The sequence below is a fragment of the Marinomonas rhodophyticola genome (assembly GCF_026113935.1).
Classification (GTDB): Bacteria; Pseudomonadota; Gammaproteobacteria; order Pseudomonadales; family Marinomonadaceae; genus Marinomonas; species Marinomonas rhodophyticola.
Map to the genome: position 1 here is coordinate 167,785 of NZ_JAPEUL010000009.1, position 25,873 is coordinate 193,657.

General features: G+C 44.2%; 20 protein-coding genes and 4 pseudogenes. 18 read left to right on the plus strand and 6 right to left on the minus strand.

Annotated elements, in window-relative coordinates:
• Complete coding sequence (locus tag ONZ52_RS15160; RefSeq protein WP_229676470.1) at positions 1–810, minus strand: AraC family transcriptional regulator; 810 nt, start codon at positions 808–810, stop codon at positions 1–3.
• Between the two features lie 98 nt (positions 811–908).
• Between ONZ52_RS15160 and ONZ52_RS15165 the strand changes: the two genes are divergently transcribed.
• Together ONZ52_RS15165 and ONZ52_RS15170 are read left to right on the plus strand one after the other, a co-directional pair.
• On the plus strand, positions 909–1,112 hold the full coding sequence (locus tag ONZ52_RS15165) for a hypothetical protein (protein ID WP_265219574.1): 204 nt from the start codon (positions 909–911) through the stop codon (positions 1,110–1,112).
• A gap of 35 nt (positions 1,113–1,147) precedes the next feature.
• On the plus strand, positions 1,148–2,113 hold the full coding sequence (locus tag ONZ52_RS15170; RefSeq protein ID WP_346433250.1) for an MFS transporter: 966 nt from the start codon (positions 1,148–1,150) through the stop codon (positions 2,111–2,113).
• Between the two features lie 32 nt (positions 2,114–2,145).
• On the opposite strand, the gene ONZ52_RS15175 is transcribed toward ONZ52_RS15170, so the two are convergent.
• The 3 genes from ONZ52_RS15175 to ONZ52_RS15185 all read right to left on the minus strand — a co-directional run bounded on the left by ONZ52_RS15175 (position 2,146) and on the right by ONZ52_RS15185 (position 6,815).
• Positions 2,146–2,361 (minus strand): hypothetical protein, encoded by a 216-nt coding sequence (locus ONZ52_RS15175; protein ID WP_265219575.1) that lies wholly within the window; start codon positions 2,359–2,361, stop codon positions 2,146–2,148.
• Positions 2,362–2,676: 315 nt separating this feature from the next.
• On the minus strand, positions 2,677–4,461 hold the full coding sequence (locus ONZ52_RS15180; RefSeq protein ID WP_265219576.1) for a sensor histidine kinase: 1,785 nt from the start codon (positions 4,459–4,461) through the stop codon (positions 2,677–2,679).
• A gap of 152 nt (positions 4,462–4,613) precedes the next feature.
• On the minus strand, positions 4,614–6,815 hold the full coding sequence (locus ONZ52_RS15185; RefSeq protein ID WP_265219577.1) for a GGDEF/EAL domain-containing response regulator: 2,202 nt from the start codon (positions 6,813–6,815) through the stop codon (positions 4,614–4,616).
• A 288-nt stretch (positions 6,816–7,103) separates the two neighbouring features.
• Between ONZ52_RS15185 and gmk the strand changes: the two genes are divergently transcribed.
• The 4 genes and pseudogenes from gmk to ONZ52_RS15205 all read left to right on the plus strand — a co-directional run bounded on the left by gmk (position 7,104) and on the right by ONZ52_RS15205 (position 10,626).
• Entirely contained in the window at positions 7,104–7,727 is a 624-nt protein-coding gene (gene gmk, locus ONZ52_RS15190) for a guanylate kinase (protein ID WP_265219578.1), read from the plus strand.
• A 57-nt stretch (positions 7,728–7,784) separates the two neighbouring features.
• Positions 7,785–8,009 carry a DNA-directed RNA polymerase subunit omega gene (gene rpoZ / locus ONZ52_RS15195; RefSeq protein ID WP_012072045.1) on the plus strand — a complete coding sequence of 75 codons (225 nt, stop codon included), beginning with the start codon at positions 7,785–7,787 and terminating at the stop codon, positions 8,007–8,009.
• A 61-nt stretch (positions 8,010–8,070) separates the two neighbouring features.
• Positions 8,071–10,190 (plus strand): annotated as a pseudogene (locus ONZ52_RS15200) (RelA/SpoT family protein).
• A gap of 49 nt (positions 10,191–10,239) precedes the next feature.
• Complete coding sequence (locus ONZ52_RS15205; protein WP_265219579.1) at positions 10,240–10,626, plus strand: RidA family protein; 387 nt, start codon at positions 10,240–10,242, stop codon at positions 10,624–10,626.
• Between the two features lie 95 nt (positions 10,627–10,721).
• Here ONZ52_RS15205 and ONZ52_RS15210 read toward each other — a convergent pair whose 3' ends face one another.
• Entirely contained in the window at positions 10,722–11,564 is an 843-nt protein-coding gene (locus ONZ52_RS15210) for an NAD-dependent epimerase/dehydratase family protein (RefSeq protein WP_265219580.1), read from the minus strand.
• A 182-nt stretch (positions 11,565–11,746) separates the two neighbouring features.
• Here ONZ52_RS15210 and ONZ52_RS15215 point away from each other — a divergent pair, with 182 nt between their 5' ends.
• The 3 genes and pseudogenes from ONZ52_RS15215 to ONZ52_RS15225 all read left to right on the plus strand — a co-directional run bounded on the left by ONZ52_RS15215 (position 11,747) and on the right by ONZ52_RS15225 (position 15,621).
• A complete protein-coding gene (locus ONZ52_RS15215; protein WP_265219581.1) occupies positions 11,747–12,652 on the plus strand; it encodes a hydrogen peroxide-inducible genes activator in 906 nt (301 codons plus the stop codon).
• A 26-nt stretch (positions 12,653–12,678) separates the two neighbouring features.
• Positions 12,679–14,760: pseudogene (gene recG, locus ONZ52_RS15220) on the plus strand (ATP-dependent DNA helicase RecG).
• A 183-nt stretch (positions 14,761–14,943) separates the two neighbouring features.
• Positions 14,944–15,621, plus strand: coding sequence for a helix-hairpin-helix domain-containing protein (locus ONZ52_RS15225; protein WP_265219582.1), 678 nt, complete (start codon positions 14,944–14,946; stop codon positions 15,619–15,621).
• On the opposite strand, the gene ONZ52_RS15230 is transcribed toward ONZ52_RS15225, so the two are convergent.
• The gene (locus tag ONZ52_RS15230) at positions 15,618–16,094 is read right to left on the minus strand and encodes an Lrp/AsnC ligand binding domain-containing protein (protein WP_265219583.1); all 477 of its coding nucleotides are present in this window, start codon (positions 16,092–16,094) and stop codon (positions 15,618–15,620) included. The genes ONZ52_RS15225 and ONZ52_RS15230 overlap by 4 nt on opposite strands.
• A gap of 614 nt (positions 16,095–16,708) precedes the next feature.
• Between ONZ52_RS15230 and ONZ52_RS15235 the strand changes: the two are divergent.
• The 9 genes and pseudogenes from ONZ52_RS15235 to phoR all read left to right on the plus strand — a co-directional run bounded on the left by ONZ52_RS15235 (position 16,709) and on the right by phoR (position 25,833).
• Positions 16,709–17,732, plus strand: a pseudogene (locus ONZ52_RS15235) (amino acid ABC transporter substrate-binding protein).
• A 106-nt stretch (positions 17,733–17,838) separates the two neighbouring features.
• Positions 17,839–19,011, plus strand: a complete 1,173-nt coding sequence (locus ONZ52_RS15240) for an amino acid ABC transporter permease (protein ID WP_265219584.1) — start codon at positions 17,839–17,841, stop codon at positions 19,009–19,011.
• 10 nt (positions 19,012–19,021) lie between these two features.
• On the plus strand, positions 19,022–20,122 hold the full coding sequence (locus ONZ52_RS15245) for an amino acid ABC transporter permease (RefSeq protein WP_265219585.1): 1,101 nt from the start codon (positions 19,022–19,024) through the stop codon (positions 20,120–20,122).
• A 22-nt stretch (positions 20,123–20,144) separates the two neighbouring features.
• Positions 20,145–20,924, plus strand: coding sequence for an amino acid ABC transporter ATP-binding protein (locus ONZ52_RS15250; protein WP_321160345.1), 780 nt, complete (start codon positions 20,145–20,147; stop codon positions 20,922–20,924).
• Positions 20,925–21,009: 85 nt separating this feature from the next.
• A complete protein-coding gene (locus tag ONZ52_RS15255) occupies positions 21,010–22,278 on the plus strand; it encodes an HDOD domain-containing protein (RefSeq protein ID WP_265219586.1) in 1,269 nt (422 codons plus the stop codon).
• A 6-nt stretch (positions 22,279–22,284) separates the two neighbouring features.
• Positions 22,285–22,845 carry a chorismate--pyruvate lyase family protein gene (locus ONZ52_RS15260; protein WP_265219587.1) on the plus strand — a complete coding sequence of 187 codons (561 nt, stop codon included), beginning with the start codon at positions 22,285–22,287 and terminating at the stop codon, positions 22,843–22,845.
• Positions 22,842–23,696 carry a 4-hydroxybenzoate octaprenyltransferase gene (ubiA, locus tag ONZ52_RS15265; RefSeq protein ID WP_265219588.1) on the plus strand — a complete coding sequence of 285 codons (855 nt, stop codon included), beginning with the start codon at positions 22,842–22,844 and terminating at the stop codon, positions 23,694–23,696. The genes ONZ52_RS15260 and ubiA overlap by 4 nt, the downstream gene beginning before the upstream one ends.
• Positions 23,697–23,780: 84 nt before the next feature.
• Positions 23,781–24,475 (plus strand): annotated as a pseudogene (phoB, locus tag ONZ52_RS15270) (phosphate regulon transcriptional regulator PhoB).
• Positions 24,472–25,833 (plus strand): phosphate regulon sensor histidine kinase PhoR, encoded by a 1,362-nt coding sequence (gene phoR, locus ONZ52_RS15275; protein ID WP_265219589.1) that lies wholly within the window; start codon positions 24,472–24,474, stop codon positions 25,831–25,833. The pseudogene phoB and the gene phoR overlap by 4 nt, the downstream one beginning before the upstream one ends.
• Positions 25,834–25,873 lie beyond the last annotated feature (40 nt).

The following is a 25,873-nucleotide window of genomic DNA, read 5'->3' on the forward strand; positions in this document are numbered from 1 at the left end:
TCATTCCTTCCCCCATCGCTCAATCCGATATTGCCTGGGGGATTTGCCTAAGGCTTTTTTAAAAAACGTGATAAAGGCGCTGACGGAATCATATCCAAGCTCTTCGGAGATGGTTTGGATAGGCAGATTAATGGCAAGCTTTTGCAAGGCTAGAACGATATGCAATTGGCTGCGCCATTGCCCAAAGGTGAGCTGCACATGGCGTTTGATCATACGCGCTAAGGTACGTTCACTCATGGCGAAGTCACTGGCCCACTCGCTTAAAGTACGCTTCTCATTCGGTCTGGCAATGAGTTCGAGCGCAAGGCGATTCAAGATAGGCTCATCGGGAATAGGAAAATCAAACTCTTCTCGCTCCAATTGAAGCAATTGATCAATCAGTACATCTACCAACCGATCCGTCACGGGGTCGGTCTTTTCATACTCCTGTTGTGTATGCAGATGCAAAATTAACTCACGCACAAAAGGCGTGATCGTCAAGGTACAGGCAACATCTGGCAAAGATAAATCCGTGCTGTCGACAAATAACATGCACACATCCGCATTGGGTGAAATTTGGTTACGATGCATGACATCACTCGGAATCCACACCGCACAACGAGGCGGCACAAGCCACATTTTGTCATCAATGAAGCTGGTCACCACGCCGGTTAATGGCAGCACAAGTTGCGCTTTTTTATGATGATGCCATGGGGTCTCTTCACTGTGCGGTACCGATTGAGAACGCAATACCAAAACACGATGGGGATAGTGATCGGCAAAGCAAAGATCGGTGAGCGATTCAAAAATGCTTTTGTCTGTATTTCGCAATTTATTGTCCAAGTCTCTTAATTCAGTAAGCAGCGTAACGCATATAATAGCGAATCGGCAATATTTCCTAGCAACCGCTTTTAATATGAATGGACAGCATGAAACGATTACAACGATTAGCACAGCACGATGCGGCTTTTTTACTCTTATTTATTTTCTTGGTGGCATTGAGTTTGCGCGGCCCAGTCACGGGATTGCCGCCGTTATTAGACAGAATCAGTACGGATCTCAACCTCAGTAATTCGCAATCTGGTCTACTGACTAGCCTACCCTTGTTAGCGTTTGCTTTTTTGCACCGGTAGCGTCTTGGCTGACTCGGCATTTTACCATTGAGCGCATTCTCGCTTCGGGTGTGGGTCTGATTGCCCTTGGCATGATCATTCGCACGTTTGGCTCAATCAGCACCTTGTATATCGGGGCGATATTTATTGGCGCGGGGATTGCCATCGGTAATGTGTTGTTACCGAGTTTGCTGAAACGCGAATTTCCTCAATACGTGGTTCAGCTCACGGCGATTTATGTACTGATGATGAGCATCGGCGGCTTTTTGATGTCGAGCCTTGCGGTGCCGTTGAGTTTGTATGCGGAACAGCCAAGCTTTGACCTGCCAATGAGTGGTTGGTCGTTTGCTCTGGCCTGTCAAAGCTTGTTGATTCTGTTACCTTTGGTAGTGTGGTTTAGCTGCAAAATTACCCAACACCAAGCGCCGCAAACCGGGAATGTCGAAGTGGCCACGTCCGTTTGGCGCTCTGTCACTGCATGGCAAGTGGCTGGTTTTTTAGCGGTCAATTCTCTGGTGAATTATGTAGTGGTGGCGTGGGTGCCCGCTATTTTAATGAGCAACGGTTACACCGATTCAACGGCGGGGTTGTATCAAGGTTATTTGCAATTGGCAGGAGCGGTTCCTTCACTGATTTTAGCGCCGTTTATCAATCGCTTAGGCAGTCATAGACGCCTCTGCTTGATAGCCACTGGATTAACGACATTAAGCTTGGCTGGCTTTTTGTTCATTCCAAGTTGGTCTGGGGTTTGGTCTGTGTCTTTTGGGTTTGGCGTCAGTATGGGGTTTATCTTGGGCTTGTCTTTTGTCAGCTTACGAACCAACAGCCCAAAACAGGCGGCAGCGCTGTCTGGTATGGCGCAGTTGATCGGTTACACGCTCGCAGCCATTGGCCCTGTATTGATTGGTGCCCTGTACGATTGGCAGCAATCATGGACAGCATCGCTCTATGTCATGTTAAGCATTGGTTTAATCTGGATGGCATTGGGCTGGATGGCGAGTCCAAAACCAAACCGTTCATAGCCCAAGGCGAAGTATAAGCTTGAGTCGGACGGCTAAAGCACCATAGCATCACACAGCGTGTGGCAAACACTCCAAAACAGTAACGAATCAAACGTACCACTAAGGAAGTACAAACAACGACGGATACTGTCATAAGGCCCAAAATGGCGAACGACGGCGTAGCGACCACCAGCTAAGGTACTGTTAATGACGCCGTTCTCATTGAAAGCTCTAGAAAAGGATTCTGGGTGATCGAATTTCGCGCTCATGACAATATCAATGATGCACTTTTTTCCATAAACACTAGCTCATAGGATGCTCTTTTTAAGCGTAGCTGCTAGACGCACAAACACCCATAAAATGCGTAAACTGTCGGTGAAAATGGTATTTAGAGAAACAGGCTACATCACATAACGCTTCGACGATAAGATCATCGTCTAAATGCTTATATATGTAATCACATACCGCCAGTATGCGCTTTCATAATGCTTTATTGATCGCTCGTTCCGTCTGTCAATTCATTGAGTAACGACAGAATAACCTGTTTACAACAAAGGAGGCATGACAGAAGTTGCTAAAATTCGTCAGCTCGCTGACTCCTCATCTTCATGCTGTTTTAGGGGAATTGTTAGGGTAAATGTCGTTCCAACACCTAACTCAGATACCACATCGACTCGCCCTTTCATCAGTGCATTTACCCACTGACTCACTAGGTGTAACCCTAGTCCTGTATGTTGATTGGTTCGACCCGTCGTGGTGAAAGGATCAAAAATATGCTCTTTGATTTCTGACGAAATGCCTATGCCATTGTCGCTAATAACAAGAATGAGGCTATCTTGTTCTTTTTTAGCCGTAAGGGTAATAACGCCTTTATCCAATCGCTGGAAAGCATGGTCTAACGCATTATCGATAAGGTTTTGAATAATTTGAGACATGGCCCCAGGGTAACCTAGCATCTCGATGCCTTCTGGACAGTCAGCATCAATACGCATATCAGGACGTTTTTTTAGAATCGGTTTATAAGTAAACAAGATGTCATCAACGACATTATGAAAGGAAAAGGCTTGCACATCCTGAGCGGTCCTGTCGGACACAATGCGCTTAAAACTAGAAACCACATCCAAAGCACGAACAAGGTTTTTTTCCGCTATTAACAATGACCCATCCATTTTTTCAAGACCATCAGAAGGATGCTGTTTAGCTTCCTTATCTAACCAGACTTTACATGAAGATAACGCCATTCTGACGCCTCCAAGCGGTGTATGCATTTCATGAGCTAAACCCGCCACCATCAGTCCTAAAGAAGATAATTTGCTACTTTCTACTAGCTCGTCCTGAAGATCCACTAAGCGCTTATTCGTTAGATTCAGTTTACGGTTAACCTGCTCCGCTTGTGCTTTTTCTTGCTGAACCAGTTTAAGTAATCGATAGGTCTCAAATTGAGCTGTAGTTTGCCGCCAAACCAACCATGCTATCAAAACAAAGAAAACGCCTGCTATACCAATAATGCTAAAGATTAACCTCGCTCGCCAGGCAGAAAACTCTTCATAGTTAGAGCGTGCAATAAAATACAAAGATGGCGTTTGTGAGTTCTGAACATCTGCCTCTTCGTCTATATGCAGCTTCAATAGACTCCACAAACGGCCATCATCAAAAACTCGCTCTAATCCATCCACTACATCCATTTCTTGCCAAATAACCGGAAAACGCGTTTTGATATTAAAGCTCAAGTTATCAGGATGAAGTATGCCGCCCCATTCGAGGTTTTTGTCGGCTGCTAAAACCCAATCGCCATTGGAATCTAGTATTTCTAAATACACACCGTCACGGCTAAAAGTCCGAATAAGCTCAAACAGTTTGCTCAAATCATAATTCACCACCAGAATCCCTGGTATTTCGCCATTCACTCTGATGACACCACGAACCGTTGGCTGAAAAGGACGGACGATTTCTTTATTTTCAATGTTCAAATCCAAAGAAGAAATATAGACCTCGTTGCTGCTATCTGGCGCATGTTGCACATAATGCCGATCTGATTTGTTTTGTAGCTGGCCTTCTGGCACACGATAGATAACACCCGCTTGAGAGTTGATTCGAATGTGCTCTTGGCCATCTGGCATAATCCAGCGAACTTGGGAAATAAGACTAGATGTTCGAGCAAATTGATTGAATTCATCCACCACCTGAGCCTCCCAATCAGCGGGGATTGTTGTTTCGTTCTGTGATAATGACAAGCCTTGAACAAGGGCTGAGTTTTGAGAAGCGGCATTCTGAGAAGATAGGCGAGCATTAATGCTGTTGTGTAACAGCAACGTAACTCGCTTAATATGCCCCATTTCACGGCTAAAAACACTGGCACTACGAGACAATACTTCTGATTCATTCCATGCTAACTGGCTAATTTTATTGTCTAAAAAAACGATAACTGCCCCAACTAAGCAAAACTATAAAAACAAAAATACCCGACAGATACATGCAAAGTAATGATTTTTGTGACATCCGTTTACCAAAAGCCATATTGTTACAAGCCCGCTTTAATCCAACTAATTGTATCGTCTAATGACATAGGTTTAGCAAATAAGTAACCTTGGCCATCCTCACAGCCCAAAGCCAGCAAATGCGTTTTTTGTTGCTCAGTCTCAATACCTTCAGCAATAACACTTAACCCCAAAAAGTTTCCTAGTTCGATGATCATCTTCAGTATTTCCCAATCTTTCTCGGATTCTTCCATGCGCCACACAAAGCTGTGATCAATTTTGATAGTTGAAACCGATAAAGTAGATAAATACGCTAAAGAAGAATAGCCCGTCCCAAAATCGTCGATATTGACTCGTATACCTAATGCTTTGAGGTTCGATAAATGCTTGTTAATATTAGTTTTTTCTTCAATGATTTGGGACTCAGTAATTTCTAACTCGATCATTTCATTCGACACACCTTCTTCTGCAAGCAGTCGTTTAAAGTTTTCGAAGTAATTAGGACGAATGATTTCATTGCCTGCAACGTTCACAGAAATAGGTACGTTAATACCTAAATTTTTAAGTGTATTAATCGCTTCACAAGATTGCCGCAACATCTGCTGATCCAATTTATCAATCAGACCACTGCTCTCAGCTAGCGCAATAAATTGATCTGGCGGAATAAACTGCCCATTTTTATGCACCCATCGCGCCAAGGCTTCAAATCCAATCAGCGTGTTATTTTTTAAGCTAAATTTAGGCTGAAAATAAGCGTGGATCTGATTATCCGAAATGGCTTCTCGTAGATCTTTTAATAACTCATAACGCCCAAACATTTCCGACGCAAGGGTTTCAGAAAAAGCCAAGTATGACACTCTCTCGTATTTTGCTCTTTCTAAGGTACTTTTTCCGACACTGACTAATTGTTCTGGCTCATAATTAGGAAAGTCTGAAAATTTCACCGAGCTTACGGTCAAATCAAGAGAATGTAAGGAGTTTTCAACTTCAATGCTGGTATGGATAATATTCTCGAGTGACGTTTCATTGTAATCCTGATCGTCATACACAATCAGTACCAACGTATCTCGCTCAAGCAAGGCAATATCGACCGCTTTATCAAAGAAGTGGTTCAAATAATCGTACAGAGAAAGCGTTAATTGATCACAATATTTAGACCCTAAAACAGACTCTGTATAAGCTAAATCTTCCACGTAGAGCATCAATAAAGTCGCTTTTTGACGCTCCCACGAAAACATATTGTGTATTTCACGAACCAGCCAGTTTTTATTATGGATCCCTAAAGTAGGCTCAACATAAGCCAGATTGGTTAGTTTATTATGCAAGGCAACATTGCGGAAACCTGCACTGATATTCTCACAAAAGACCTGAAGTAAATTAATTTCATTGACGGCAATATTTCGATCTAGCTTTACCACCACCATGTATTCGCGATCTTCTAACTCCTTATTAGAGAAATACAGCACAGAAAAGCCATCCTGAAACACATGACTTTTTTGTGTATTGGCTAACGCCACAGCGTCTCTTAAAAAGCTCTCTTGGATTACTGATAGAAAATATTGATGAATATGAGACGAAAACTCCCCACAAGCAGCAACAATTAAGGCCTTCTCTAAATGTTCTTCTTCTGGGTGGAAAAAGCACACTATGCCGCCGCTGCTCATTTTTAACAGTAAGCCAATTTCTTCCAAAATAGAGCGTGTATAGTCGGTAATGTCGTTCTTTGATGCGATTCGTTGACTGGAAGCCAATAACAATTGCATACCATGACGAGCCTCTTTCATATCAGAAAGGTGCTCCCAAGTACGCAAGTTACTTAGTACGATAGTTTGTAAATGCGCCTGAGTGAGGTCAGATTTGCACCAATAGTCATCGATATCGTATTGACCAATAAGATCGTTAACTGGGGCCATACCTGGTTGACCAGTTAATAAAACAATGCGTACCAAATCATTGCCAATAACGTCACGAATCGTCCGGATTAAGCGTAAGCCAGCGACATCAGTTTCCATGACAACATCAAGAAACATAACCGATATATCAGGATTGGCAGCGATAACTGTCGCGGCTTCACTCGCAGATGATGCGGTCAGAAACTCCACCTGTTTATCGTCATAATTAAGCGCACTAAGACCATTCATCAGCGCTTCTTGGTAATCAGGGTCATCTTCAACGGATAAGACTTTGCAATAGTTTCTTCGTGTAGAGGTTGCTTTCAGTGAATTCTTTTCGTAGGGTAAATCCATTGTATTTCCCTTCCTTGTTTTAGCATTTATCTGTTGGATTCATATCATTCAAGCTTAGTCATGTTTATAAAAAATGCATCTGGAACAAAAAAACTTTGTAACGAATTATTAATGACCACTGAATTAATAGAATGTTGTCAGCTAAAATCAAAACTCGGCTTGAACACTCGACAACATCCCTGTCAAAAAGCGCCAATATCGTCAATAATACTCAACTCACTAGCAGGCATTTTGTTTGTGATATAGTAAAACGCAACAAAGTCAAAAAAGGCGGATTAAAAGAACCTCATGGACAAACATAAAGGCAATTTATTCATCTTATCGGCTCCTTCTGGGGCTGGTAAATCGACCTTATACAAAGCACTTCTTAGCCAAGATTCACAAGTACGTATTTCCATTTCTCATACCACACGTGCACCGCGAGCTGGTGAAGAACATGGTCGAGAGTATTACTTTATCGATGATGAATCCTTTTTGGATATGATTGCGGAAGACGCTTTTTTTGAACACGCTCAAGTGTTTGATAATTACTATGGCACCTCAAAAGAATCGATTTTTGGCATGTTAGAGCAAGGCCTTGATGTGATTTTAGAAATCGATTGGCAAGGTGCTCGACAAGTCCGCCAACTTTACCCTGATGCCATCGGCGTATTTATTTTACCGCCCTCTTTGGCCTCTCTCGAAGAACGTCTTCGCAAACGCGCGACCGATTCCGATGAAGTTATTCACCGACGTATGGCAAAGGCCGTCAATGAAATGTCTCATTACCATGAATACGATTTTGTGATTGTGAATGACGATTTTGATACGGCGCTTGCAGAAATGTCGTCCATTTTTATGGCCATGCGCTCCAAAACCCCTGTTATGCAGCAAAAATATGGCAATCTTATAAATGATCTCTTGTCATTATAAGAAGCCGTTCAGTAGAATTACCCTTGGAAAAATAGATAACCGAACACAGAGGTCAAAATGGCTCGAGTTACCGTAGAAGATTGTTTAGAAAACGTTGATAACCGCTTTGAACTAGTGATGGTCGCATCAAAACGCGCTCGTCAACTTGCGACTGGCGGCGAAGACGCAAAAGTGCCTTTAGAAGGCGACAAAGTGACTGTAGTTGCACTACGTGAAATAGCGGAAAACCTAATCAACGCAAAAAATGTTGATCAGCAAAAACGCCCATTGCACGAGTTTTAATCTCTATGGTGTCGCTCATTGCAAATTGTCGCGCTTCTTTTTTGCCAATGTGAGGTGAGCGATGTATACCATTGAAGATTTAGCACTGACATTGAGTCAGTACTTACCTTACGAGCAAGTCTCTAAGGTAAAGCGAGCTTACTATTATGCCGAGCAAGCCCATGATGGGCAGCGGCGCAAAAGTGGCGAGCCTTATGTCACCCATCCTCTCGCCGTCGCCGAAATTCTCTCTGAACTTCGAATGGATTGTGATGGTTTGACAGCGGCCTTACTGCACGACGTAATTGAAGATACTGGTATTAGCCGAGAAGCGCTCACTGAGCAGTTCGGTGAAGGTGTCGCCGGTCTGGTGGATGGCGTAAGTAAACTTACCCATTTGGAATTCAACAGCCAAGTCGAAAAACAAGCCCATAACTTCCAAAAAATGGCCATGGCCATGGCCGATGACATTCGCGTTATCTTGGTGAAATTAGCGGACCGTTTGCATAACATGCGCACATTGGATGCCATGCCAGCAAATAAAAAGCGTCGTATCGCTCGCGAAACCTTGGATATTTACGCGCCCATTGCCAATCGCTTGGGTATGTACAATGTTAGGGTTGATCTAGAATCCCTCGCTTTTCAAGCCTATTACCCAATGCGCGCGCGCATGTTACAAAGAGCCATCCATAAAAAGTATGGCCAGCAGCGCATTAAAGACACTCAGAAACTTGAAGATACGATTCGCTCCGAATTGGCCGCAGACTATATCGAAGCCAGCATCAGTGTTCGCGAAAAGCATATTTACAGCATTTATCAGAAGATGGACAAGAAGCGCCGTTCTCTGGATGAAATCATGGACGTCATGGGTGTGCGCATCGTGACCGATCGCCATGACAGCTGTTATCGAATTTTAGGCGTGATTCACGCCCTCTTTAAACCCATCGAAGGCCGCTTTAAAGACTACATAGCGGTTCCCAAATCCAATGGTTATCAGTCTCTACACACCACGGTGTTGGGTGCTAATGGTATACCTATGGAAATCCAAATTCGTACAGAAGAAATGGATTTGGTCGCCAATAATGGTATTGCTGCGCATTGGGCTTATAAAGTCAGCGGCTCCTCAAATATGCCAAGCAATCACGATCGCGCGACAAAATGGGTGAAAAGTTTATTAGAAATTCAACAAAAAGCACGTAACCCCGTCGAATTTGTTGATAACGTGAAAAGCGATCTGTTCCCTGACGAGGTGTATGTTTTTACTCCAAATGGCCAAATCATCGAGTTACCTTCAGGGGCAACACCCGTTGATTTTGCCTATGGCGTCCATACTGAAATCGGCAATACTTGTATCTCTTGTCGTATCAATCGTCGTCTCGCGCCATTAAGCACACAGCTTGAAAGTGGGCAGACCGTCGAAATTATCACAGCCAAAAACGCCCAGCCAAATGTGGCTTGGTTAAGCTTTGCGATTACGGGTAAAGCACGCACCAACATTCGTCATTATTTGAAAGACAAACAGCGAGAAAACGCCATTTCCATTGGTCATAGGCTACTCACTCGCTCTCTTAATGCCTTTAAAACCAATATCGATGAATTGACCGTTGAGCAAATCGCGCAGGTGCTGACCAACCACCAGCTCGCCACCATGGATGACTTACTAGAATCCATCGGTAAAGGCCGCCATGTGGGCTATCTGGTTGCCCGAGAGCTGTTCCCCAACATTGATGAAGATACCTTGGTGACCCCGAAGTCCTTTAAGGTGAACGGTTCTGAAGGGATGCTGATTTCCTATGCGAAATGTTGCTCCCCGATTCCCGGTGATCCGATTGTTGGCTATGTCCAAGTTGATAAAGGCATTATTATCCACCACCTTAATTGCCCGAATGTTCAGGACCATTTGTCGAGTTCCCTGAACGTTTTATTCATATGGCATGGGGCAAAGAAATCGAAGAAGAGCTACACATTAGCCTCATCGTCACTTATATCAACGAACGTGGTGCGGTGGCGAAAATCGCCAGCTCAATCAGCGACACAGACTTCCAAGTGTCAAATCTCGATATTATTGAGCGTGGCCGAGTCAGTCGTTTACGGTTAAGCATTACTATCTCCAGTCGCGTTGGCTTAGCCGATGTAATGCGTCGCATAAAAGCTGTTCGTTGTGTCGAGAAAGTCACAAGGGAAACCATTGTAGGGCGTTAATTGGCCTTTATTTACTGTTTACTGACCTTCTAAAATAGGATGCTCATTTATGTCAAAACAAGTCATTCACACTGAAAACGCACCGGCTGCTATCGGCCCATACTCACAAGCCGTTCGTGCTGGCAATACTGTGTATTTGTCTGGTCAAATTCCTTTGGTTCCTGAAACCATGGAAGTCATCAGTGAAGATATCGTTGAGCAAACAACACAAGTCTTCAAAAACTTACAAGCCGTTTGCCAAGCAGCGGGTGGTTCTCTAGAGAACGTAGTGAAATTTAATATTTTCATGACCGATCTAAGCAACTTCGCCACCGTAAACGAGGTAATGATGCAGTTCGTTAAGCAGCCTTACCCAGCACGCGCAGCAATGGGCGTTCGCGCTTTGCCAAAAGGCGTTCAGGTAGAAATCGAAGGCATCATGGTGTTGGAAGACTAATCTCTTCAAACCCATGCTTGTCACGTAAAAAAAGAGGCCGCGGCCTCTTTTTTTATTATGGCGACCTTGTACCTAATCACTAGCGCACTGCTGATTTATCGCGTCCTGTTAAATTCACGCAACAACTCATGATAGCCCACCACGTAACTCGGATAACGCGGCACCCAACCTTGTGATAAAAGGTATTGGCCCTGTATACGCTTTCCGGATACTGGAACAAATTGATTACTCTCTTTTACGGCCACCCTTGCACCTAGACAGGTTGCTAACCAAAGTTTCACTTCCCACATAGAAACCGGTGTTTGATCGGTCACAATCACCTGTTTGGGTAAGTCTTTCCCCTCAAACGCTATGTTGGCTAAGGTTACCAGTGCTGATACCACATCGTCCCGATGAATACGATTGGTCCAACTGTTGGCTTCCCAATCCTTTTCACTTAGTACCGTCTCTAATAATCGAAATCGCCCTGGACCATAAATACCGGAACAACGCACCGTCACACTGGGCAATACGGCAGCAAGCGCCTGCTCGGTTTCAAGCAATACTGTCGCCGTTGCTGATGAAGGGATAGCGGGCGTTGTTTCATCAACCCACTCACCTTGATTTTGTCCGTATACACTGGTGCTGGACACAAAAAACACTTGGGGCGGTTTCACCAGGGTTTTATATCGACGAATCAACACTTGCGCGGTGTCAAAATATGCGGCTCGATACGCGTCTTCGTCACGACCATTGGGGGTCATAATCAAGAAAACCACATCCACATCAGGTAAGTTGCCATCTGTCATGCTCAGTAGGTCACCAGTGATCCCCACCACGCCTTCTGGGAAATGGGCTTTTGTACGACGAATTCCCGTCACCTCATGACCGTTTTTCACCAATTCAGCGGCTACACCAGAACCTAAATCACCGCAACCTGCGATCAGAACCTTTGCCATTAACCTTCTCCAAACTACGTTAAACGCGAACGCTATAAAACTTTTGCCGCACTACTGTGTGGAATACTGACAGATATTCTAAGGAAGAAATACTCAGCAATAAAAAAGGAACGAGTATACTTTATCAAAATATGTATTATCATAGTTATTAACAATGAAAAAGCTTAAGCAAAAGGTGTGTTATGACATTAACGGAATTGAAATACATTGTAATGCTGGCAGAAAAAAAACATTTTGGACAAGCAGCACTGGATTGCCATGTGTCACAACCGACTCTTAGCGTCGCCGTCAAAAAACTGGAAGACGAGCTAGGCGTGGCGATTTTTGAGCGCAGCAAAAGTTCAGTTTATGTCACACCGCTGGGGGAACAAATTATTACCCAAGCAAAGCGTGTACTGCATCAAGCCAATACCATCAAAGAACTCGCTTCGTCGGGAAAGAACCAATTAAAAGGCCCTCTCAAAGTCGGTGCTATTTTTACCATTGCACCTTACTTGTTTCCTTTTATGATTCCGTCTTTGCATAAAATCACCTCAGGCATGCCGTTGATCATTGAAGAAGACCTCACGGAAAACTTACGCCCTAAACTACGTAATGGAGAATTAGATGCCATCATCGTGGCGCTGCCTTTTCGTGAACCGGATGTGGTAACACAACCCATTTACGAAGAAGAATTCATGGTGCTGATGCCGAAATCGCATCCATGGACCAAATTGGCCAGCATAGATACAGATCAGTTATCAACTGACAACTTGTTGTTACTCGGTAAAGGCCACTGTTTTAGTGAGCAGGTACTGGAAGCTTGTCCTTTGGTTAACGAAAACGAGTTTGGCGACGGCCGCACTATCGTTAACGGTAGCTCATTAGAAACCATTCGCTACATGGTCGCATCAGGCTTAGGCGTCACTGTGTTGCCTAAATCGGCGGTGATGAACATTAATCATGACATGCTAGAAGTCAGACCTTTTACCGCACCGGCCCCCAAACGTACCGTGGCATTAGCTTGGCGAGCGAGCTTCCCACGTCCTAAAGCGATTGAAGCCGTTAGCCAGTCTATCCGTGATGCTTGTAAGCAGCTAGACCTGTAGAACAATTGGATTTGTAGAGAGTAGGCATGACCGATGGATTAGACACTCAAGACGTTCGTGAGCTAAAGGGTGTTGGCGATGCGATGGCGGAAAAACTGGCAAAGCTGCACTTGAACACAGTACAAGATCTGCTGTTTCATCTGCCCATCCGCTATCAAGACAGAACACGTGTGGTTCCTATAGGGCAACTGCGCTTTGGCGATGAAGCCGTTATCGAGGGCCAAGTCACAGGCGCTGAAATCAAAATGGGCAAACGTCGTAGTTTACTGTGTCGTATCAAAGATCACACTGGCACCTTGTGTCTGCGCTTCTTTCACTTTTCCGCTGCGCAAAAAAAGCAACTGGAAGCCGGTAAACGAGTACGCTGCTTTGGTGAGATTCGCCGTGGCAGCACAGGATTTGAAATCTATCATCCTGAATACAAGATCATTGGGGAAGACGAAACACAAGAAGAAACCGCACAACTGACACCGATTTACCCACTGACGGATGGTTTGACACAAACGAAAATTCGTCAACTTTGCGCACAAGCCTTAGAACGTTTAACACCCTACAATTTACAAGAGTGGCTGCCTGACGAGATACGCACTCAATTCAGCCTTCCTCCTCTGGTTGATGCCATTCAGTTTCTTCATCATCCATCAAGAGAGGCCAATCTAGAGTTACTCAAATCTGGCTGTCATCCAGCACAATACCGACTATCGTTTGAAGAACTCATGGCGCACCAGCTTTCTCTAATTGGCAAACGCATAAAAGCCAAACAAGATGCTGCCATCAAAGTACAAGCCGCAGGTGAATTAAGCCAACGGCTCTTGCAACAGCTTCCCTTTTCACCAACTAATGCGCAGCAACGGGTTTTTCAAGAGATCCTTAACGACCTCGGCTCAGGTCATCCTATGCTGCGTTTGGTTCAGGGCGATGTAGGCTCAGGGAAAACCTTAGTGGCGGCGTTGGCGGCGGCGTCTGTTGTACAGGCTGGCTACCAGGTTGCCATTATGGCGCCCACCGAAATTCTAGCCGAACAACACTATATCAATTTCACTCAATGGTTTGAGCCGCTTGGACTCAAGGTGGCGTGGATGATCGGTAAGCTCAAAGGCAAAGCCAGAGAAAAAGAACTCACTGATATCGCATCTGGACAGGCTCAAATTATTGTTGGAACACACGCTTTGTTTCAGGATACCGTAGAGTTCGACCGCCTAGCCTTAGCGATTATCGACGAACAACATCGCTTTGGCGTACATCAGCGCATGGCGTTGCGCGAAAAAGGCATGAAACATGGCTTCCAGCCTCATCAATTAATCATGACAGCCACGCCGATTCCACGAACCTTAGCCATGTCAGCCTATGCGGATCTGGACTGCTCCATCATTGACGAGCTGCCACCTGGCCGAACACCAGTGAACACCATAGTGGTATCCGATCAACGCCGACAAGAAGTCATTGATCGTGTGAAAAGCGCCTGCGAAGAAGGCAAACAAGCCTATTGGGTCTGTACCTTGATTGAAGAATCTGAAGCCTTACAATGCCAAGCAGCTGAAGACACCGCCATTTTGCTACAAGAACAGCTTGGCAAGCTTCGTATTGGCTTAGTCCATGGGCGTTTAAAAGCCCAAGAAAAAGCGGACATTATGGCAAAATTTAAAGCGGGCGAGATTCAACTACTGGTGGCGACTACGGTGATCGAAGTCGGTGTCGATGTACCAAACTCCAGTCTCATGGTGATCGAAAACCCAGAGAGACTTGGCCTTGCTCAGCTGCACCAATTACGTGGTCGTGTGGGTCGAGGGCAAACCGCCAGCCATTGTGTGCTGCTTTATAAATCCCCATTAGGGCAACAAGGCAAAGAGCGGCTTTCCACCATGCGTGAGACCAGCGATGGTTTTAAAATCGCTGAAAAAGACCTGGAATTACGCGGCCCTGGTGAATTACTCGGCACCAGACAAACTGGGCCTCTGGGAGTTTAAGGTCGCAGACTTACAAAGAGACAAAGGATTGTTGGATGATGTACAAAAAGCCGCGGTAATATTGCATAGCCGCTACCCAGCCGCCATTTCCCCCTACTATCACGATGGCTACCCAATCATGATCAGTACTTGAACGTCTAAATGCTACTTGAGCGTCTTCTATTCTTGACTCGAAGCATCGTAACCTCAATTTAAATCGACCAGCAAACGGTATTTGCTTGCACCTGAGTAAAATTTAATCAAAAATTACGCAATGCAAAAAGCCCTTAAGAAAAGGGCTCTAAGTGCTTTATCACTTAATCGATTCGCCAATAAGGAAAGAACATGGACTCTTTACATAAAGCTTTTCAGGATACGCATTTAAATTTGCAGGGATGTGGCTATCGAATCGAAAATGACCGTATTCTTATTTTTGTTCATCGTATTGAAAACAATAGAGCGGAAGAAAACCTCAGCGGCACCCTACAGTTACAGTTATGTGCATTCCCGACAACTTCCGATCATAGAACAACAAAGACGATTCTTGCCTCGACGACAATTGGCGAAATAAAAGGCCAGCACTTCCTTGGTGATTGCTATTACGATCTGATTTTTCAGCAACCTCCCGCTGGCTCTTGGTCCTTGGCCCTGCAACTAAGCGAATGGAATGGCGTCGATTATACCTTGTGCGATTCCGTCTATTTTGAAAACCACTATAAAAGCGTCATTCCCTCTTCCGATCCGATACATCTTGCCAATAACCAACAAGAAGATGCCCAGGCACCCACACCCAAAACACCAGAAAAAGTCGAAAATATAAAAAAAAACACTGGCTATTCAGATGGTTATCTCGCCATTAATAAAGCAAAAGTAGACAAGCTATTAAGCGTGAAAGGAGTGCCAAAGAAAGTACTGGAGAAATTAGTGAAAGAACGGCCGTTTCAATCCGAAAAAGCCGTTCTCAATGTCAAAGGAATGGGTCCAAGCATGTTAAAAAAAGTGCTTGCCGCCATCCCTGTTTAGGGAATATTAACCACTGTGGTATTTTTAACTTCTTCCATGGCAACGTAAGTACGCGACTCTCGAACATGGGGTAGCGTTAACAGGGTCTCTCCCAACAAAAGACGATAAGTATCCATATTAGATACACGCGCTTTCAAAAGGTACTCAAAGTCGCCGGCAATCAGATGACATTCCAAAATTTCAGGAATCTCGGTGACAGCGGCTTTAAATTCATTAAATCCTTCTGGAGAGGTTGTTTTCAAACGAATCTCCACAAAGACAAGCAATCCAGCATCCACTTTTTTGGGGTTCACCAAAGCACAGTAGCCCGTAATGTAACCATTACGTTCCAAACGACGCACCCGCTCCAAACAAGGCGTCGCACTGGTCTCGACTCGACTCGCTAACTCCACATTAGATAAACGACCATTAATCTGTAATTCTCGAAGAATTTTTTTATCTAAACGGTCAAGCGGTTTTGCTGAGTTATCCATCTGATGTGGATCTCCTTTACATGACTTTAATTGATATCAAAGGAAGGTAGAAAATATGTTTTCTAAGTCTACCACGCAGATTACAGATTATGGAAAGTGCTTTATTCAATATATTGTGTATGGGTATTCAAATTAAGCACAGTAAATCTCAAAACAGCACCAAAATGATGCAAAAAATTCATCTAGCACAAAAAAGATCCACCGCTTCTACAAATCGCCCTATATTTGTGCGCAAAGACAACCTACATTTGTCTGCAGAGCCTTGTTTTTACTGACTTTAATGAAGACTGTGAGTCAACTAATTAAGTAAGTAGACAGCGTCTTAAACTCCCAAAAAGTGCAAAAAACAAGTATCACACACCTCTTTTCTGACATTTTATCCTTGACTACTCCTTAAAAGAGTAATTCTATAGGGGAATGTGATGACCTTTTAGAAGAATCGTCTACATATACCTAACAACAAGAATAATCAAATGTTGGCACTAAGCTTGCTTAATACTTAAACGGAATCGCTAATAATATAGTCATTCGCAGATCGTGGAATCTGAAATTAAGAATTTAGTAAGATCAAGATAACAACATATATAAAACAACCGCCTGGGAGGCTCAATATAATGAAATCGAATGTTGGTAAACTACTGTCTACAGCAGCAATCGCCGCTACAATTAGTACTGGCGCAGCCGCAGCAACGCTTGACGATGTCAAAGCGAAAGGTTTTATTCAATGTGGTGTTAGCCAAGGTGTTCCTGGTTTTTCCAATGCGGATTCAAACGGTGAGTGGTCTGGTATCGACGTAGACGCTTGTCGTGCAACAGCGGCCGCTATTTTTGGCGATGCGCAAAAAGTAAAATTCACCCCCACTGTCTGCTAAAGAGCGTTTCACGGCTTTGCAATCTGGTGAAATCGACATCCTTGCTCGTAACACAACTTGGACCTACACTCGCGATACCTCTTTGGGTCTAGACTTCACCGCGGTTAACTTCTACGACGGCCAAGGCTTCATGGTACGTAAAGATCTTGGTGTTGAATCAGCAAAAGATCTTGATGGTGCAACGGTTTGTACAGAGCAAGGTACTACCACAGAATTGAACATGGCGGATTTCTTCCGTAAAAACAAATTGTCTTACGTTCCTGTTGTTGTGCAAAAAGCCGATGAAGCGCTATCTGCTTACTCATCTGGCCGTTGTGATGTTTTCACAACAGACAAATCTGGTCTAGCAGCTCACCGCTCTAAACTATCTGATCCATCCGCTCACGTTATTCTTCCAGAAACGATTTCTAAAGAGCCTCTAGGTCCTGTGGTTCGTCACGGTGACAACCAGTGGAAAGACATTGTCACTTGGGCAATGTTTGTTCAGGTAAACGCTGAAGAGATGGGCATTACATCTAAAAATGTTGCAAAAATTAAAGCTGAGACGATTGACCCTGAAATCAAGCGTTTGCTAGGTGCAGAAGGTGACATGGGTGCGCAACTTGGTCTACCTGCTAGCTGGGCATATGACATTATTGCTAAAGTTGGTAACTATGGTGAAGTCTTTGAGCGTAACGTAGGTCCATCTACACCTGTAGGTCTTCCTCGTGGTATCAATAATCTATGGACTGAAGGCGGTGTTATGTACGCGCCACCAGTACGTTAATACCTAAAAGCAATCCGCTTCGGGTATTTACCCAGCGACTAGGCTGTCGCTGGGTTTCTCCCCCTTTCTTACACATCTGACGAGCATTTCATTTGCCTGAATTAAGATGAGCAATAAAACAAAACCTAATAACAGCTTATTGAATGATGCCGGCACTCGTGCCCTCATTTTTCAACTATTGCTTTTGAGCGTTGTGGTTTTTGTTGGTTATTTTCTTTTTACTAACCTGCAAAACAACCTAGATAATCGAGGAATTTCCACTGGTTTCGCCTTTTTTAATGAACCAGCTGGCTTTCCAATTCTCATTCACCTAATTGAGTACACAGACTCTGGTACTTACGGACGAGCTTTTGCCGTCGCATTAATCAACACGTTTGTTATTTCTTTACTTGGTATCGCACTAGCAACCGTCATTGGTGTTGTGATTGGCCTTGCTCGTCTCTCCAATAACTGGTTAGTGGCAAGATTGGCGACTGTTTATGTAGAAACATTACGTAACCTGCCATTGCTACTACAAATGTTCTTCTGGTATTTTGCCGTTTTAGCGGCTTTACCCGCACCAGCAAACAGCTATGAGTTCGCGGACTTTCTACTTAATAAGCGTGGTATTTACTCACCCAACCCCATTTTCCAAGACGGTTTTGGTGTGGTTATTGCTGGCTTTATCCTGTCTATTGTGGCGGCAATCGCTTTGGTTATCTGGGCAAAAAAACGCCAAACCAAAACAGGCTTGTGGTTTCCAGCCTACTGGTCATCATTAGGCTTGATTGTCGGTATTACTTTCTTGGCTTTGGCCATTTCCGGTTTCCCGATTGAGTTCGATGTTCCAGAAAAGAGCCGTTTCAACATCACAGGCGGCATGGTACTTCCACCTGAGTTTGTGGCAGTGCTTATCGCTTTATCCACCTACACAGGTGCGTTTATCGCTGAAATCGTTCGTGCAGGTATCTTGTCGGTTAACTGGGGACAGACAGAGGCCGCGCGTTCACTTGGTCTTCGCGATAGCCTTACTCAACGTTTGATTGTATTACCACAAGCGCTACGAGTTATTATTCCACCACTCACCAGCCAATATCTAAACTTAGCGAAGAACTCTTCCCTAGGGGCAGCTATCGCTTATCCTGAATTGGTGTCCGTGGTTATGGGTACAACGCTAAACCAAACAGGTCAGGCGATTGAAACCATTGGTTTGTGTATGTTGGTTTACGGTTCATTGAGTTTAACGATTTCAATGTTCATGAACTGGTATAACAAAAAAATGTCATTAATTGAGCGCTAGGAGGCAGATCATGGCTATTGAATTTAAACCATCACCCAGCCTGCCACCACCAGTTAACTCGGTGGGAGCCTTGGCATGGCTACGTCAGAACCTATTGTCGTCGCCGCTTAACGTTTTGCTGACGTTATTCAGTCTCTATGTGTTGTATTTACTCGTGCCACCAATTATCGAGTGGGGCGTGATTAATGCGACTTTTTCAGGTGACTCTAAAGCCGCGTGTACGGGTGGTGGAGCCTGCTGGGCTTTCATCGGTGTGTATTTTGAACAGTTTATGTATGGTTTATACCCATCAGAAGAAACATGGCGCATCAATTTATCCTTGATCCTTCTTGTTTTATTGGTGGGGGCCTTTGCCATCAAAACCATCAATAAGCTGTACCTTTCTCTGGCGATTATTCTGGTTTACCCTGTCGTGGCTTACTTTCTGTTCGCTGGCGGTGTATTCGGTTTAACCGTGGTAGAAACGTCTCTTTGGGGTGGATTGTTTTTAACGACATTACTGGGTGTAGTGGGCATTGTTGCCTCCTTCCCTCTTGGTGTATTACTTGCCCTTGGTCGTCGTTCAGACATGCCAGTGGCAAAGTCTGTCTGTGTGGTTTTTATTGAAACCATTCGTGCGGTACCGCTCATTACGATTCTTTTCATGGCCTCGGTCATGATTCCGCTGTTCTTACCAGACGGTATGAATTTCAATAAGTTAATGCGTGTTTTAATCGGTATTACTCTATTTTCTGCCGCTTACATGGCGGAAGTTATTCGTGGTGGCTTACAAGCTATTCCGAAAGGGCAATACGAAGCAGCCGATGCGATGGGATTAACCTATTGGCAATCAATGATTCTGGTGATATTGCCACAGGCACTAAAACTCGTCATTCCAGGTATCGTCAATACCTTTATCGGTTTATTTAAAGATACGACCCTAGTGTATATCGTCGGTATGTTTGATTTATTAGGACGTATCCAAGCCGCCAACCATGATGCCAACTGGTTAGGAACCACGGTTGAAGGCTACGCCTTCGCTGGTTTTGTTTATTGGATTATCTGCTTTGGAATGTCACGTTACAGTATGGCAATCGAACGCAAGTTAGAAACCGGACACAAGCGGAATTAGTTAAGAATTTGAGGCCTTTACAATGACAGATAGAAACATGGCACTCGCCCAACTTGAGCCGGGCGAAGAAGCAATCATCGAGTTTATCGATGTGAATAAATGGTACGGTGATTTCCACGTACTAAAAAACATCAACTTTAGTATTAAGAAAGGGGAACGCATCGTTGTGTGTGGTCCTTCTGGTTCGGGCAAGTCGACCATGACACGTTGCATCAACCGTCTAGAAGAACACCAAAAAGGGATTATCTCTGTCGATGGCGTTGAAATGAACGACAACCTAAAAAACATCGAAGCCATTCGCAAAGATGTGGGTATGGTTTTCCAACACTTTAACTTGTTTCCACACTTATCCATTTTGGAAAACCTGACCCTAGCGCCGATTTGGGTTCGTAAAACCCCCAAAAAGGAAGCGGAAGAAATGGCAATGCATTACTTGGAGCGAGTGAAAATCGCCAACCAAGCATTGAAATATCCAGGCCAACTATCTGGTGGACAACAGCAGCGTGTCGCGATTGCTCGCGGTCTTTGTATGCAACCTCGCATTATGTTGTTTGATGAGCCAACGTCTGCCCTTGACCCTGAAATGATCAAGGAAGTATTAGACGTTATGATTCAGTTAGCCGAAGAAGGCATGACCATGGTGTGTGTAACACACGAAATGGGCTTTGCTAAAACCGTTGCTGACCGAGTGGTCTTTATGGATGCCGGAGAAATTGTCGAAGCGAACAAGCCTCAAGAGTTCTTTGATAACCCTCAACACGATCGTACGCAAATGTTCTTAAGTCAAATTTTGAACCACTAGACAGAACGAAAGCGTTAAAATCTGTTATATTGACAAAAGCCCCATAAGGGGCTTTTTTATGCCAGTCATCTAACAGAGAAAATGTATGGAATCATCACCAGATCGTCAGACAAGCCAAAAGCTACGTGTTGTACATTTAGCGGATCATACTGGCCGTCTGCAAGTCATTTTCCCTGAAAGTCATATGTTGGATATCTCTGCCATATCTCGACTTACGAAACGCCGCTTTGAGCCAGTCACCAGTGCCCATAAATCAGGTGATCCTTTAATTAAGCCAAATACAGTAGCAACCATTTTAGATGCCAGCCTATTAAAAGAAGCCAGCGTTTCGATTCGAACCAAAGCAGATGAGCAGTATAGAGACATCAACACATCAGAATTAACAAACATGTTTTCTGGGCCATTGAATCGTTTTGAGAACATATCCATTCACAATGAACTCATCAAGCGACCCGTAGAAAATCACGAAAACGACGAAGAACAAATACTTCAAGCACTTGGACGTTTTCAATCTATTCGGCTCAAACAACGTTTAGAAGAAACCCTCGAAATTCCTCCATTACCGGCGTCCTCTCACCGAATTATTCGTCTTTCAACGGACAAAACAGCTGGAACCGATGAATTATGTGAGGTCATTGCATTAGACCCAAGTTTGGCAGCTCAAGTGATTAGTTGGGCCTCATCGCCCTACTATGGCGCTCCTGGTAACATTGAATCGGTCGAAGACGCGGTTATTCGTGTCTTAGGCTTTGATATGGTAATGAACCTAGCTCTGGGACTGTCTATGGGAAATGGTTTCCACCTACCAGAGGATGGCCCGCGTCACTATGAAGATTTTTGGCTAGGCTCGGTGTCTAATGCGGTTTTAATGGAATCGTTGGTAAAGGCCATGCCTGCGCAGAATCGCCCTAAACTAGGCCATGCCTACCTTGCTGGTTTGCTCCATAACTTTGGTTATTTAGCCATCAGCACGATTTTACCACCACATTTCTCTATTTTATCACGCTATCAAGAAGCGAATGCACACCTTCCTTCAGAACTCATTGAAATGCAAATACTGCACTTTACCAAAGAGCAACTTGGATCTTGGTTGCTACGCTACTGGAGTCTACCGGACAACATTTGGACAGCGATTCGTTACAGTAAAAAGCCACATTATTATGGCGAGCACGCATTGTTGGCCAAATTACTTTATATTGCCTATCAGTTACGTAATGAAGAAGACGTCGAGCCTTCTGTGTTAGTCGAGGTGGGACTAACACTGGAAGAGGCACTGACATGTCGAGACAAGATTTATCAATCTTCTACCGAATTACATAAAATGGTCGCCCTGATCAATAAAATGAACGCTTAGCTTGTTATGACTATCATGAACCCATTAGCCGCCCAACAATTTAACTATCGTTGGTGTCCGATTCATCGGGTAAATAAAACTAAGGTTCCCAAAGCGATCTGGCCATGGTTAATGACTAAAGCGTCGTTAACCGCGGCCCTACAATGCCTTGGCAAGCTGGATGTCGAGGTTATTGAAGAAGTTTGGGGCACACCTACCGCTCGAGAAAAAAAGCGCTTAAAGTTACGTCCCAGAGAAGCCGCTCGAATCCGTACGGTTTTATTGAAAGTAGATAACAAAGCCGTGATCTATGCTCGCTCTATTATTCCGGCTCGGTCTTTACAAGGCCACTGGCGACAGGTAAAACAGTTAAAAAATAAACCCTTAGGTGGTTATTTGTTTCAACACAGATCGCTCATTCGCAGTAACATAGAAATCACTCAGCTGCCAAAACGTATGTTTCCCGATCAGCAGAATGCCTTGTGGGCAAGACGTTCCGTATTCCATCAATATGGCCCTGGAATATTAGTCAATGAAGCTTTTTTTGATGAAATTAACCAGCTAACACCACCGTTTGGATTGTTATGAGCAAACTTAAAGACTACGCAGACTTAACTCGATTTAACCGCCCTATAGGCTCTTTGCTGCTGCTTTGGCCAACACTGTGGGCGTTATGGCTGGCGGCCGATGGCTTACCACAATGGCATTTAATCCTCATTTTCGTGCTGGGCGTTTTTAGCATGCGCTCTGCGGGATGTGTCATTAATGACTACGCAGATAGAAAAGTTGACGGTCATGTGGAGCGCACCAAACATCGCCCATTACCATCGGGTCGAGTATCAGAAAAAGAGGCACTTACCTTATTTACTGCTCTCTGTGTTTTAAGCTTTGTTTTAGTACTGTTTACTGACATGCGAACGATTCTGCTGTCATTTGTGGGGCTGGGGCTTGCTGCACTGTATCCCTTTATGAAACGATATACTCATCTGCCTCAGCTTTTTTTAGGACTGGCCTTTTCTTGGGCCATTCCTATGGCTTACAGTGCACAGGGCGGCGACCTCACCGATCCGCAATTATGGATGCTGTTTGTGGCGAATTGCTTTTGGACTATTGCTTACGATACCTATTATGCAATGACGGATCGTCCCGATGACGTAAAAATTGGCGTAAAATCAACGGCCATTTTATTTGGTCAATACGATTTATTTGTCATTATTTGCCTGCAAGGACTAACTTTGTCCTTACTGACATGGATTGGCTTATTAGCAAAATTACAGTGGCCATACTTTGTATCGCTCGTCATCAGTATCGGCCTATTTTATCAACAATGGAGGCAAGCAAAAGACCGTGATCGCCAAGCGTGTTTTCGCTCCTTTTTAGACAATAACCGTGTTGGTTACTGCCTCTTTATCGGTCTTGTGACAAGCTATTTTCTGTAATATATGGCAAAGTTGTGACAGTGTCATTGAATTGTCACATTTGCTCGCTTTAATGAAACCGTTCCTGAGATGAGGATAAATCCTGTGACCGGTAAAAAAGTATTAATAATTGACGACGAATCTTCCATACGTGAAATGATTGCCATTGCCCTTGAAATGGCAGGCTATGAGTATCTGGAAGCCGAAAATATTCAACAAGCGCATGAGATCATTGTGGATCACCGTCCAGACCTCATTTTGGTCGATTGGATGATGCCTGGCGGAAGTGGTATAGAGCTAACCCGCCGACTAAAAAAAGACACCACAACGGCTGAAATACCGGTCATTATGCTGACTGCCAAAAGCGAAGAAGATAACAAAATTCAAGGTTTAGAAGTGGGGGCTGATGACTACATCACCAAACCCTTCTCTCCTAGAGAATTGGTCGCACGACTAAAAGCCGTACTGCGCCGCGCTACCCCTCAAGGCGTTGATGAGCCAATCGAGATAGAAGGCTTAATGCTTGATCCTATTAGCCAACGCGTTACCATAGGCACTCGTCCTTTGGATATGGGACCAACAGAATATCGTCTACTCAAATTTCTCATGACTCATCAAGAACGAGCGTATTCAAGAGCTCAGCTGTTGGATCAGGTATGGGGTGGAAATGTCTACGTTGAAGAACGTACCGTTGATGTTCATATCCGTCGCTTACGCAAAGCCATTGGTAGCACTCATGATTTCTTGATACAAACAGTCCGGGAACTGGCTACCGCTTCTCAGCAAAAAGGTCTTTATGAAAACAATTTGGCGAAACACCATTATCGCGTGGCTTGCTGGTTTAACCGCCAGCATTATCATTGGCCTAATTCTTGGGCACTTGTTGGGTGTTTTGCTTTTGTATGTATTAGGCTCTTTATACTGGCAGCTGTATCAGCTGTATCAGTTCCATGATTGGTTGCGCCATTCTGGCCGAGCAGCACCACCCGAAGCCAGTGGTATCTGGGGCGAAGTCTTTGACGCTGTCTATCGTCTGCAAAAAAAACAGCGTAAATCCAAACGCCGGATGCGCCAAGCCCTAACACGAATCGAAAGCTCCACGACCGCTTTAAAAGAAGGCGTTATCATGGCAGATAACCAAGGTAACTTAGAGTGGTGGAATAACTCTGCGGCGCATTTTTTTGGTTTACAGCGCCCAACAGATCGCGGTCAAGCAATCACCAATATTGTACGTAATCCAGATTTTTTTCGTTACTTTAGTCAAAAACGCTTTGGTGAACCGCTAGTCATAAAGTCTCCCGCCAAAGAAGGCATGTACCTAGAAATCCAGACTACATTGTACGACAAAAACGATCACCTCATTTTTGTCCGCGATGTCACTCGACTGCACTTACTAGAACAAATGCGCAAAGACTTTGTCGCCAACGCCTCCCATGAGTTAAAAACACCGCTCACCGTGATAAAAGGGTATTTAGAAACGTTAGAAATGTTCAAAGACAGTCTGCCGAAAAGTATGCAAAAAGGCATTGTTAACATGTCTGAACAATCTGAGCGCATGGAACAACTGATTGAAGATTTGCTATTGCTATCTCGTTTAGAAAGTAACGACAAACGCGAGGAAAATCAGTGGCATAAGGTGTGTGATTTAGTTAAGGCTATTCAAAAGACGGTTACGCCTATTTTGACCGATAAACACACAGTGTCTCTGACAATCCCAGAAGATGCCCGCTTATATGGTTCTTATAAAGAACTCTACAGTGCTTTTTCGAACCTCATTGTTAACGCCATTAAGTATTCGCCAGACGGTGGTGAGATTGCCATAAAATGGGAATCCAGTGAGTTTAACGGCGTTTTTTCCGTCAAAGACAGTGGCCTAGGTATAGAACCAAGATACATTCCAAGACTCACGGAGCGCTTTTTCCGGGTAGACAAAGGGAGAGGGTCAAAAACTGGTGGAACAGGTCTTGGCTTAGCCATCGTAAAACACGTGTTATTACACCACGACGCCAAACTGCAGATTCACAGTCAGCCAGGCTTCGGCAGCACGTTTTCTTGTCACTTCCCAGCGAATCGTACCCGAAACGATACGATTCCTGCGCTGCCTCTTCCTACGGATGAAAGCACAAATACATCCAATACATTGGGCATTGAAAAATAAAAACGTTGTCAGCATAAAGGCCGACCTACAGGGGATTAGT

Bases quoted from the DNA above. Each gene is read 5' to 3' on its own strand.
- ONZ52_RS15185 (WP_265219577.1), bottom strand. From the start codon at position 6,815: ATGGATTTACCCTACGAAAAGAATTCACTGAAAGCAACCTCTACACGA.
- ONZ52_RS15165 (WP_265219574.1), top strand. From the start codon at position 909: ATGAAACGATTACAACGATTAGCACAGCACGATGCGGCTTTTTTACTC.
- ONZ52_RS15175 (WP_265219575.1), bottom strand. From the start codon at position 2,361: ATGAGCGCGAAATTCGATCACCCAGAATCCTTTTCTAGAGCTTTCAAT.
- ONZ52_RS15250 (WP_321160345.1), top strand. From the start codon at position 20,145: ATGACAGATAGAAACATGGCACTCGCCCAACTTGAGCCGGGCGAAGAA.
- ONZ52_RS15225 (WP_265219582.1), top strand. From the start codon at position 14,944: ATGGACTCTTTACATAAAGCTTTTCAGGATACGCATTTAAATTTGCAG.
- ONZ52_RS15245 (WP_265219585.1), top strand. From the start codon at position 19,022: ATGGCTATTGAATTTAAACCATCACCCAGCCTGCCACCACCAGTTAAC.
- ONZ52_RS15260 (WP_265219587.1), top strand. From the start codon at position 22,285: ATGACTATCATGAACCCATTAGCCGCCCAACAATTTAACTATCGTTGG.
- ONZ52_RS15215 (WP_265219581.1), top strand. From the start codon at position 11,747: ATGACATTAACGGAATTGAAATACATTGTAATGCTGGCAGAAAAAAAA.
- gmk (WP_265219578.1), top strand. From the start codon at position 7,104: ATGGACAAACATAAAGGCAATTTATTCATCTTATCGGCTCCTTCTGGG.
- ONZ52_RS15255 (WP_265219586.1), top strand. From the start codon at position 21,010: ATGGAATCATCACCAGATCGTCAGACAAGCCAAAAGCTACGTGTTGTA.
- ubiA (WP_265219588.1), top strand. From the start codon at position 22,842: ATGAGCAAACTTAAAGACTACGCAGACTTAACTCGATTTAACCGCCCT.
- ONZ52_RS15240 (WP_265219584.1), top strand. From the start codon at position 17,839: ATGAGCAATAAAACAAAACCTAATAACAGCTTATTGAATGATGCCGGC.
- rpoZ (WP_012072045.1), top strand. From the start codon at position 7,785: ATGGCTCGAGTTACCGTAGAAGATTGTTTAGAAAACGTTGATAACCGC.
- ONZ52_RS15210 (WP_265219580.1), bottom strand. From the start codon at position 11,564: ATGGCAAAGGTTCTGATCGCAGGTTGCGGTGATTTAGGTTCTGGTGTA.
- ONZ52_RS15230 (WP_265219583.1), bottom strand. From the start codon at position 16,094: ATGGATAACTCAGCAAAACCGCTTGACCGTTTAGATAAAAAAATTCTT.
- ONZ52_RS15205 (WP_265219579.1), top strand. From the start codon at position 10,240: ATGTCAAAACAAGTCATTCACACTGAAAACGCACCGGCTGCTATCGGC.
- phoR (WP_265219589.1), top strand. From the start codon at position 24,472: ATGAAAACAATTTGGCGAAACACCATTATCGCGTGGCTTGCTGGTTTA.